This window comes from Rhodobium orientis (genome assembly GCF_003258835.1).
Classification (GTDB): Bacteria; Pseudomonadota; Alphaproteobacteria; order Rhizobiales; family Rhodobiaceae; genus Rhodobium; species Rhodobium orientis.
In genome coordinates this window covers 29,860-39,626 of sequence record NZ_NPEV01000049.1, presented here as the reverse complement: position 1 = coordinate 39,626, position 9,767 = coordinate 29,860, and the positions used below count along the sequence as shown (strand labels likewise).

The 9,767-nt window shown below is 66.2% G+C and carries 10 protein-coding genes; all 10 read right to left on the bottom strand.

Translation table 11 applies throughout. The features are described 5' to 3' along the window. Window positions 1-27 precede the first annotated feature (27 nt). Entirely contained in the window at window positions 28-585 is a 558-nt protein-coding gene (locus CH339_RS18675; RefSeq protein ID WP_111435892.1) for a NifU family protein, read from the bottom strand. Window positions 586-735: 150 nt separating this feature from the next. After that, on the bottom strand, window positions 736-1,227 hold the full coding sequence (locus CH339_RS18670) for a universal stress protein (RefSeq protein WP_111435896.1): 492 nt from the start codon (window positions 1,225-1,227) through the stop codon (window positions 736-738). Window positions 1,228-1,314: 87 nt separating this feature from the next. Next, window positions 1,315-2,364: a DUF1402 family protein gene (locus CH339_RS18665; RefSeq protein ID WP_111435895.1), complete on the bottom strand. Its 1,050-nt coding sequence runs from the start codon at window positions 2,362-2,364 to the stop codon at window positions 1,315-1,317. A 235-nt stretch (window positions 2,365-2,599) separates the two neighbouring features. Then, a complete protein-coding gene (gene hslU, locus CH339_RS18660; protein WP_111435891.1) occupies window positions 2,600-3,904 on the bottom strand; it encodes an ATP-dependent protease ATPase subunit HslU in 1,305 nt (434 codons plus the stop codon). Window positions 3,905-3,960: 56 nt separating this feature from the next. Continuing rightward, complete coding sequence (gene hslV, locus CH339_RS18655) at window positions 3,961-4,539, bottom strand: ATP-dependent protease subunit HslV (protein WP_111435890.1); 579 nt, start codon at window positions 4,537-4,539, stop codon at window positions 3,961-3,963. Then, window positions 4,536-4,739: a hypothetical protein gene (locus tag CH339_RS18650; RefSeq protein ID WP_111435889.1), complete on the bottom strand. Its 204-nt coding sequence runs from the start codon at window positions 4,737-4,739 to the stop codon at window positions 4,536-4,538. Before CH339_RS18650 ends, hslV begins: the two co-directional genes overlap by 4 nt. 181 nt (window positions 4,740-4,920) lie before the next feature. After that, window positions 4,921-5,508, bottom strand: coding sequence for an NADPH-dependent FMN reductase (locus tag CH339_RS18645; protein ID WP_111435888.1), 588 nt, complete (start codon window positions 5,506-5,508; stop codon window positions 4,921-4,923). 46 nt (window positions 5,509-5,554) lie between these two features. Continuing rightward, complete coding sequence (locus CH339_RS18640; protein WP_111435887.1) at window positions 5,555-6,196, bottom strand: class I SAM-dependent methyltransferase; 642 nt, start codon at window positions 6,194-6,196, stop codon at window positions 5,555-5,557. 126 nt (window positions 6,197-6,322) lie between these two features. Further along, complete coding sequence (gene dnaJ / locus CH339_RS18635) at window positions 6,323-7,447, bottom strand: molecular chaperone DnaJ (protein WP_111435886.1); 1,125 nt, start codon at window positions 7,445-7,447, stop codon at window positions 6,323-6,325. A 257-nt stretch (window positions 7,448-7,704) separates the two neighbouring features. Continuing rightward, complete coding sequence (dnaK, locus tag CH339_RS18630; protein WP_111435885.1) at window positions 7,705-9,624, bottom strand: molecular chaperone DnaK; 1,920 nt, start codon at window positions 9,622-9,624, stop codon at window positions 7,705-7,707. Window positions 9,625-9,767 lie beyond the last annotated feature (143 nt).

Sequence of the window (9,767 nt, the reverse complement as noted above, 5' to 3'; positions counted from 1 at the left end):
CCCGGTCCATCGGACCGGGCGAAGCGGTCAGATCTGGCGGACTTCGACGACTTCCGGCACGAAGTGCTTCAGGAGGTTCTCGATGCCGTGCTTCAGCGTCGCCGTGGAGGACGGGCAGCCGGCGCAGGCGCCGCGCATCGACAGGTAGACGATGCCCTCTTCGAAGCCCTTGAAGGTGATGTCGCCGCCGTCCTGGGCAACGGCCGGGCGCACGCGCGTCTCCAGCAGTTCCTTGATCATGCCGACGGTGTCGGCATCGCGGTCGCCGTAGAACTCCTCGCCGGTGCCGCCGGCCCCGGTATCGTCGGCCATCACCGGCTCGCCGGTGACATAGTGCTCCATGATGGCACCGAGCACGGCCGGCTTCAGGTGCTGCCAGTCGCCGTCCTGCTTGGTGACGGAGATGAAGTCGGTGCCGAAGAAAACGCCGGTGACGCCGGGAATGCCGAACAGGCGGCTCGCCAGGGGCGAGGCCGAGGCGTCGGCATCCTTGCGGAAATCGCGGGTGCCTTCGGCAAGAACCGGCTTGCCCGGAAGGAACTTGAGGGTCGCCGGATTGGGTGTGGCTTCGGTCTGAATGAACATGATCGGTCTTTCCCTGCGGCCGTCCGGCCCGCAAACATTACATACCTGAGATATGGAATTAGAGATTTCCCGCCGGACATCAAGGTGGCAAGGCGGTGCACAGTGCGTGCACTGCGGGTGTTTTGTCCTCGAGCCGAGGCCTGCAGGCAATCAGGCGAGAGCGGCAATTTCCTCGTCGGTGAGCGTGGCGGGGACGATCGTCAGCGGGATCGGGAACGAGCCGCCGCCGCGGGTGACGAACGAAGTGACCAGCGGACCCGGGCCTTCCTTGTCGGTGCCGGCGGCCAGAACGAGGATGGCGATGTCCTCGTCCTCCTCGATCAACTTCAGGATCTCTTCCGACTTGACGCCCTCGCGGATCACCTGTTCCGGCTCGACGCTGGCCGTTGCCCGGACCCGGTCGACATAACGGGACATGACCTCCTCGGCCTCGTCCTGGGCCTCGGCGCGCATCACCTTCTCGACGCCCAGCCAGTGCTGGAAGTCGCCGGGGACGATGACATAGAGCATGATCATCGACCCGCCGGTGTGCTCGGCGCGCTTGGCCGCGAACACCACCGCGCGGTCGCATTCCGGCGTGTCGTCGAGCACGACCATGAATTTGCGCTTGTGGCCTTCGTCCTGGATGCGTCTCTCGATCATGCGCTCATGCTGCCATTCATTGACGGGCACGGCAAGGCGGAGGCGCCAAAGCGCTTTGGGTCCCCCGAGCCGCCGCGGCAGACCGATTTACAGGAGCTTGCGCAGTTCGTCGAGTTTTTCGTTGACCAACCAGCCGTAGTAGTTCTCCACCGGGAATACCGGCCGCCGGCCGTTCTTGGCGCGGCGGGCGTTGATCCGGCGCAGTTTCTCGGCCCGCTCCGGGGCGTTGCCGACATTGTAGAGCGTGGCGGTCAGGCCCGGATTGCCGGAAATGTCGAAGCGGGCGATGTCGCGGTAGGAATCGATGGAGACCTTGATCACCGCGGCCACATAGTGGAGCGAGGTGTCCGGATCCATGATCGCGCGATAGACCTCCGGGGCGTTGGCCGGATCGAGGCGGTCAAGGCCGCCGATCTTCACCACGGTGTCGTTCATCTTCAGGGCGGTCAGCGGGTTGAGCTGGCCGAGGCCGAAGGTCTGGCCGGCGAACAGCGGCTGGAAGAAGGCCCGCCCGAAGCGCACATTGTCGTAGCGGGTGCCGTCGACGACGCGGCCGCGAAACCGGTTCTCCCAGACCGCCTCGCGGCAGCTCCACAGGCGATTGCTCGTCTTCAGCGTCTTACAGTGATCGAATTGCGGGCGCTCGACGAATTCCATGACGGTCTCGCCGTCATTGGCGAAGACGATGCGCGTGCCGGCATATTCCAGCGCCTTCAGATAGTAGGTCTGGAGCTGGTCGATGGCGTTGACGTTGTAGGTGTGCTCGCCGACGATGGCGCCGATCATGTGCAGCGGATCGATCTTGTAGATCGCCGCCACCTCCTCGATCTTTTCGATGAGGTCCCGGTCGTCCTTCAGCGCCTCATAGACCGACCGATACTTGCCCTCGAAGGTGTCCCTGGTCTCGCGGGTGCGGTTGCGGGCGGCGACCGGCACATCGGGCTGCTCCGTCAGCCGGTTGCCTTCCGGAACCGGAATCACCTTGGAGATGCCGGCGGCGGCAAGCGGCGCCGGCGCCGTCAGGATACCGACGAGGAGCGCGAGGACGACGGCAAGGAAAACGCCCGGCGCGGCCGGCCGGCGGGCACCGGCAGGCGCTGTAAAAGCATTACGGCAGCGTGCTGATCTGGCTTGCATAGTCGACTGTCGTTGCCCTTCCACCCCGGCAGCGGCCCCGGCATGCGAATCGAACAGATGGCCGTTGACATAATCGCTGCCGCGCCGGCGGACCAGCGCCATTTGCAGGAAAACGACACAAACGGGCCTTTTGCGGCTTCCGCGCCACAATCCCTCACGCAAGATATGGGTTTTCCGGCCGGCCCCGCAAACGCTTTGCGGGCCGGCCGCGATGCATACGGCGGATACCGCCGGATCACAGGATGAAGCGGGACAGGTCGGCGTTCTTGGCCAGGTCGCCAACATTGTCGCGCACATAGTCGGCGTCGATGGTCACCGTCTGGCCGGCCTTGTCCGGCGCGGTGAACGAGATCTCGTCGAGCACCCGCTCCATCACCGTCTGCAGGCGCCTGGCGCCGATGTTCTCCACCGTGGAGTTGATGTCGACGGCGATCGTGGCAATCTCGTCGATGGCTTCGTCGGTGAATTCCAGCTCCAGCTCCTCGGTCTGCATCAGGGCGATGTACTGCTTGATCAGGCAGGCCTCGGTCTCCGTCAGGATGCGGCGGAAGTCGTCCTTGCCGAGAGGCTTCAGCTCGACGCGGATCGGCAGCCGGCCCTGCAGCTCCGGCAACAGGTCGGCCGGGCTGGAAACGTGGAAGGCGCCGGAAGCGATGAACAGGATGTGGTCGGTCTTCACCGGCCCGTGCTTGGTGGAGACGGTGGTGCCCTCGATCAGGGGCAGGAGGTCGCGCTGCACGCCCTCGCGGCTGACATCGGCGCCGGAGCGGCCCTCGCGGGCGCTGATCTTGTCGATTTCGTCGAGGAACACGATGCCATCGTTCTCCACGGCGCGAACCGCTTCCTGGACGACCTGGTCGTCGTCGAGCAGCTTGTCCGATTCCTCGTTGATCAGGAGTTCGTAGCTTTCGCGCACCGTCGTGCGCACGGACTTGCGCTGGCCGCCGAAGGCCTTGCCGAAGATGTCGTTGAGGTTCATGACGCCGATGCTGGCGCCCGGCATGCCGGGCATGTCGAAGGACGGCATCTGGGCGGGCGCGGCGATCTCGATCTCGATTTCCTTCTCGTCGAACTCGCCGTTGCGCAGCTTGGTGCGGAACGCGTCGCGCGTCGACTGGCTGGCGTTCTGGCCGACAAGGGCATCGACGACCCGCTCCTCGGCCTGCAGATGGGCCTTGGCGCGCACGCCCTTGCGCTTGGCGTCGCGGACGAGTCCGATGCCTACCTCGACGAGATCGCGCACGATGCTTTCCACATCGCGGCCGACATAGCCGACCTCGGTGAATTTTGTGGCCTCCACCTTCATGAACGGGGCACCGGCAAGGCGGGCGAGGCGCCGGGAGATCTCGGTCTTGCCGACGCCGGTCGGGCCGATCATCAGGATGTTCTTGGGCAGAACCTCCTCCTTCATCGGACCTTCCAGGCGCTGGCGGCGCCAGCGGTTGCGGAGCGCAATGGCCACGGCGCGCTTGGCGTCCTTCTGGCCGACGATGTAGCGGTCGAGTTCGGAAACGATCTCGCGCGGGGAAAAATCGGTCATACCTTTTCCGTTATCTGCTGGTGGCCGCCGCAGGGACGAATGGGGCGAAGGACGCGTTATTCGGCATCGAGGCTTTCCACGACCAGCCGGTCATTGGTGTAGACGCAGATGTCGGCGGCGATCGCCATCGCCTTGCGGGCGATTGCCTCCGCATCCTGGTCCGTGTCCATCAGGGCGCGGGCGGCGGCGAGCGCGTAGTTGCCGCCCGAGCCGATGCCCATGACGCCGTCCTCCGGCTCCAGCACATCGCCAGTGCCGGTCAGCACCAGGGTGGTGGACTTGTCGGCGACGATCATCATCGCCTCAAGCCGGCGCAGGTAGCGGTCGGTGCGCCAGTCCTTGGCAAGTTCCACGGCGGCGCGCATCAACTGCTCGGGATACTGTTCCAGCTTGGCTTCCAGCCGCTCGAACAGGGTGAAGGCATCGGCCGTCGCGCCGGCAAAGCCGGAGATCACCGAGCCCTTGGCGAGCGGTCGAACCTTCTTGGCCGTGTGCTTGATCACGGTCTGGCCGAGGCTGACCTGGCCGTCGCCGGCAACGACGACGCGACCGCCCTTGCGGACGGTCAGAATGGTGGTGCCGCGCCAGCCGGTCGGATCGCCGCCGGCGCCGCGCGAGGTATCGAAATGGGTCATGCTCCGCCCTCCAGGGCAAGGTCTTCCGCCTCCTCGGCCACGGCCGGCTTTTGCGGCAAGACCAGCAGCAACAGGAGCGCTGGGAAAAACAGCGCCGTTGCGAACGTCCAGCCGTCGGCGTTGCGACGCTTTCGGCCGGCGACCGCATGGGCAAGGAGCGCGGCGAACGCGTTGACGGTGGCGACGATCAAAAGCGGCATGGGGAAGGCTTTCACTTGGAAAAATCACGTGGAAGGCCGGTCAGCGCCGGCCCGGCGCGCGAACTGATTCCCGGTGCGCGCCGCCCTTATTTAGGCAGCGCGGGCGCCGATGCAAACTTTTGGTGGACGGCGCCCGGCGCCTTCGGCGACGACTTCGTCGCCGGCAGCATTCCTTTCCCTCTCAGGGCGCGACATAGCGCCTCGCCTCGTCGACCAGCCGTTTGGTCATGGCGTCGAAAAAGCCGGCGGCCCGTTCGTCGGCGAGTTCGCCTTCGGCCGTGAAGGCGTCATCGGCGCGGGGGACGGCGACCTGTTCGGGGATCACCAAGGCGCCGAGGCCGATTTCCAGCACCTGGCGCAGGGCGATCAGGCCGCGGATGCCGCCATAGGGGCCGGGCGAGGCGGCCGAGACGGCAAAGACCCGGTTGCGGTAGGCGGCGAGCGGCGGGTGCTTGTCGTCGCTGACCTTGCTGATCCAGTCGATCGCGTTCTTCAGGAGCGGCGAGACGCCGGCATTGTATTCCGGGCTGGCAAGGAAGATGCCCTGATGGGCAAGGAACAGCCGGTGCAGCCCCACCGCTTCCTCCGGTGCGCCGCGGCTCGCCTCCTGGTCGGCGTCATAGATCGGCAGCGGATAGTCGGCGAGCGAGATGCGGGTCGGCTCGGCGTCGCGTTCCGCCAGCCGCTTCGTGGCGAGGTCGACCAGCCTGGTATTGTAGGAGCCGCTGCGGGTCGAGCCGGACAGGAGAAGGATTTTCGGATGCGCCACGGTGCCGGCTTCCTCGTCAGGTGAAGGTCGCCGGGCGGGCGATCCCTCAGGCCGCGGGATCTTCGCTGCGGCGGTAGATCCAGACCCTTGCCGGCGGGAAATTGTTGACGATCCAGCTCGATTTGTCGACGTCGAAACGGCCGCTTTGCGGCGGCACCGGCGGCACCAGGGCGTAGGAGAACTGGACGAAGGGCGCGCCGGGGGCGAGCAGGGACAGGCCGATGTCGACCATTTCGCGGCGCGCGGCCGGCGGACGGGAGAACAGCGGCAGGCTGGAAACGATGCTGGCGAGCGGCCGCTCCGCGCGGTCGCCAAGGGCGCCCTTCAGCGTGTCGCCCAGCGCATAGGCATCGCCCTCGATCACCGTTGCGCCCGGAAAGCGCGTCCTCAGGAGCTTGCAGAAGGCGGGATTGAACTCCACCAGGATCAGCCGGCGCAGCGGAATGCCGCGCTTGGCGAGGGCGGCGGTGACGACGCCGGTGCCCGGTCCGAGTTCGACGATCGGGCCTTCCCGGTCCGGCTCGGCGTGGCGGGCCATCATCGCGGCGAGTGCCGGGCCCGACGGGCTGACGGCGCCGGTCTTCAACGGGCTTTCGACCCAGGAGCGGAAGAAACGCATCTCGTCGAGGATCTTGGAGGAAACCCGGCCGGCGATGCGGCGTCGCGATGTTTGCGGTGCTGGTTCCATCCTGGACCCTTTCACGTTTCTTGGCGGCTTGCGGTGCCGATACGCGCCGGCGGCGATGCGATCGCGCCGCAGGGTGGCTCGCCTGCGCGCTTTCGACGCAATTCTTCGAAGCAAATCTGGGCGGTTCTATGTCCCCAGATTGTCGAAGAAGTCCTTGACCTTGGAGAAGAAGCCCTCGGAATCCGGGTGGTTGCCGTCGGAGGATTCCTTGTCGAACTCCTCGAGCAACTCACGCTGGCGCCGGCTCAGATTGCGCGGCGTCTCGACGACGACCTGGATGTACATGTCGCCGAGCTGGCTGGAGCGCATCACCGGCATGCCCTTGGACTTCAGCCGGAACTGCTTGCCGGTCTGGGTGCCGTCGGGAACCTTGACGCGGCTCTTGGAGCCGTCGATCACCGGCACCTCGATCTGGCCGCCAAGCGCGGCGGTGACCATGGAGATCGGCACCCGGCAGAAGATGTCGGCGCCGTCGCGCTGGAAGAACGGGTGCGGCTGGATGGACAGGAAGATGTAGAGGTCGCCCGGCGGCCCGCCGCGCACGCCCGCCTCGCCCTCGCCGGCGAGCCGGATGCGGGTGCCGTCCTCGATGCCGGCGGGGATGTTGACGGTGAGGGCGCGCTCCTGGCTGACCCGGCCGGCACCGCCGCAGGTTTTGCAGGGGTCGGAAATGACCTCGCCGCGACCCTGGCAGGAGGCGCAGGTGCGCTCCAGGGTGAAGAAGCCCTGGGTGGCGCGCACGCGGCCGGTGCCGCCGCAGGTCTGGCAGGTGGTCGGGCTGGTGCCGGGCTTGGCGCCGGAGCCCGAACAGGTCTCGCAGCTCACCGTGGTCGGGACGCGGATCTCCACCGTCTTGCCGGCGAAGGCCTCTTCCAGGGTGACTTCCAGATTGTAGCGCAGGTCCGCGCCGCGGGCGCTGGAGGAGCGGCCGCGACGGCCGCCCATGCCGAAGAATTCGTCGAAGATATCGGACATCGCCGAGGCGAAATCGTTGCCGAAGCCGGCGCCGCCCGGCCCGGCCCCGCCCTCGAAGGCGGCATGGCCGTAGCGGTCATAGGCGGCGCGGCGGTCCGGATCCTTGAGGATCTCGTAGGCCTCGTTGATTTCCTTGAAACGGTGTTCGGCGTCGTCATCCCCCGGATTGCGGTCGGGATGAAACTTCATCGCGAGCTTGCGAAAGGTGCTCTTCAGCTCCTTGTCGTCGGCACCGCGGGAGACGCCAAGAACGTCGTAATAATCTCGCTTGCTCATCTATGTCTTTGTCTTCCGGCGCTCGTCGGGTGCATTTCGGCCCGGGCGGGCCCCGGTTCGCGAGCGACTATAACGGTCAGGCCATATCGGGCCAAGCAAGAGCACGCGGCGGCCCTTTGACATCCGGTACGTTCACCCCGGGGCCGTCAGCGACCCCGGCATTCGCGGGTATCTTGCAGAACACCTGCCCGCCGGCCGGAAAGGCGGGCGAGCAGGTGCATGTTGGTCGCGGGGTCCGCTTGGCGACCGCCGGGCGGTCAGGCGGACTTCTTGGAATCGTCGTCCTGGACTTCCTCGAAGTCGGCGTCGACCACGTCGTCCTGGCCGCCGGCGCCTTCTTCGCCGGCCGTGCCGTCACCGGCCTCGTCGCCCTGGCTGGCCTGGTACATGGCCTCGCCGAGCTTCATGGCGGCGGTGGAAAGGGCCTGGGTGGCCGCCTTGATGCGCTCCGCATCGTCGCCTTCCAGCGCCGACTTGGCTTCGGCAACGGCCTCTTCGATCGCCGACTTGTCGGCCTCGGAGACCTTGTCGCCATATTCGGCGAGCGACTTCTCGGTCGAGTGGACGAGCGATTCGGCGTGGTTGCGGGCATCCGCCACCTCGCGCCGCTTCTTGTCTTCCTCGGCGTGGGACTCGGCGTCCTTGACCATCTGCTCGATGTCGCTGTCGGAAAGGCCGCCGGAGGCCTGGATGCGGATCTGCTGCTCCTTGCCGGTGCCCTTGTCCTTGGCCGAGACGTTGACGATGCCGTTGGCGTCGATGTCGAAGGTGACCTCGACCTGGGGCACGCCGCGCGGTGCCGGCGGAATGCCGACGAGGTCGAACTGGCCGAGGATCTTGTTGTCGGCGGCCATCTCGCGCTCGCCCTGGAAGACCCGGATCGTCACCGCGGTCTGGTTGTCCTCGGCGGTGGAGAAGACCTGGCTCTTCTTGGTCGGGATCGTGGTGTTGCGGTCGATCAGCCGGGTGAAGACGCCGCCAAGCGTCTCGATGCCGAGCGACAGCGGCGTGACGTCGAGCAGCAGCACGTCCTTGACGTCGCCCTGCAGCACGCCGGCCTGGATGGCGGCGCCGATGGCGACCACCTCATCCGGGTTGACGCCCTTGTGCGGCTCCTTGCCGAAGAACTGCTTCACCATTTCCTGGACCTTCGGCATGCGGGTCATGCCGCCGACCAGGACCACCTCGTCGATCTCGCCGGCGGACAGGCCGGCGTCCTTCAGGGCCGCCTTGCAGGGGGCGATGGTCCGCTGGACCAGATCGTCGACCAGGGCCTCGAACTTGGCCCGAGTCAGCTTCATGGTCATGTGCTTGGGACCGGACTGGTCCGCGGTGATGAAGGGAAGGTTGATCTCGGTCTGCTGGGTCGAGGACAGCTCGATCTTGGCCTTCTCGGCCGCTTCCTTCAGGCGCTGAAGGGCGAGCTTGTCGTTGCGCAGGTCGATGCCCTGCTCCTTCTTGAACTCGTCGGCGAGGTATTCCACGAGGCGAAGGTCGAAGTCCTCACCGCCGAGGAAGGTGTCGCCATTGGTCGACTTCACTTCAAAGACGCCGTCGCCGATCTCCAGGACCGAGACGTCGAACGTGCCGCCGCCGAGGTCGTAGACGGCGATCGTCTTGCCGTCGTTCTTGTCGAGGCCGTAGGCGAGGGCCGCCGCAGTCGGCTCGTTGATGATGCGCAGCACTTCCAGGCCGGCGATCTTGCCGGCGTCCTTGGTGGCCTGGCGCTGGGCGTCGTTGAAGTAGGCCGGCACGGTGATGACCGCCTGGTCGACCTTCTCGCCGAGATAGGATTCCGCGGTCTCCTTCATCTTCTGCAGGATGAAGGCGGAAATCTGCGAGGGCGAATATTTCTTGCCGCTGGCCTCGACCCAGGCGTCGCCGTTGTCGGCGCCGACGATCTTGTAGGGCACCATGGAGATGTCCTTCTTGGTCGTCGGGTCGTTGAACGGACGCCCGATGAGGCGCTTGATGGCGAACAGCGTGTCTTCCGGATTGGTGACCGCCTGGCGCTTGGCCGGCTGGCCGACCAGCCGCTCGCCGTCGTCGGTGAAGGCGACCATGGAGGGCGTCGTGCGCGCGCCCTCGGCGTTCTCGATGACTTTGGCTTCCTTGCCGTCCATGACGGCGACGCACGAGTTGGTGGTACCGAGGTCGATACCGATGACCTTACCCATTTGCTTCTCCTTTCGGCAGACCGGTCGGACCCTCAACGAGGCGTCCGCTCATCGCCGGAACCCGAACGGCTCCGGCCGATCCCCATGTTCAAATGCAGGTGCCGGATCGGTGTCCGGCGAATTTCGTGGCGTATATAAGGAGT

Bases quoted from the DNA above. Each gene is read 5' to 3' on its own strand.
- CH339_RS18675 (WP_111435892.1), bottom strand. From the start codon at position 585: ATGTTCATTCAGACCGAAGCCACACCCAATCCGGCGACCCTCAAGTTC.
- CH339_RS18670 (WP_111435896.1), bottom strand. From the start codon at position 1,227: ATGATCGAGAGACGCATCCAGGACGAAGGCCACAAGCGCAAATTCATG.
- CH339_RS18665 (WP_111435895.1), bottom strand. From the start codon at position 2,364: ATGCAAGCCAGATCAGCACGCTGCCGTAATGCTTTTACAGCGCCTGCC.
- hslU (WP_111435891.1), bottom strand. From the start codon at position 3,904: ATGACCGATTTTTCCCCGCGCGAGATCGTTTCCGAACTCGACCGCTAC.
- hslV (WP_111435890.1), bottom strand. From the start codon at position 4,539: ATGACCCATTTCGATACCTCGCGCGGCGCCGGCGGCGATCCGACCGGC.
- CH339_RS18650 (WP_111435889.1), bottom strand. From the start codon at position 4,739: ATGCCGCTTTTGATCGTCGCCACCGTCAACGCGTTCGCCGCGCTCCTT.
- CH339_RS18640 (WP_111435887.1), bottom strand. From the start codon at position 6,196: ATGGAACCAGCACCGCAAACATCGCGACGCCGCATCGCCGGCCGGGTT.
- dnaJ (WP_111435886.1), bottom strand. From the start codon at position 7,447: ATGAGCAAGCGAGATTATTACGACGTTCTTGGCGTCTCCCGCGGTGCC.
- dnaK (WP_111435885.1), bottom strand. From the start codon at position 9,624: ATGGGTAAGGTCATCGGTATCGACCTCGGTACCACCAACTCGTGCGTC.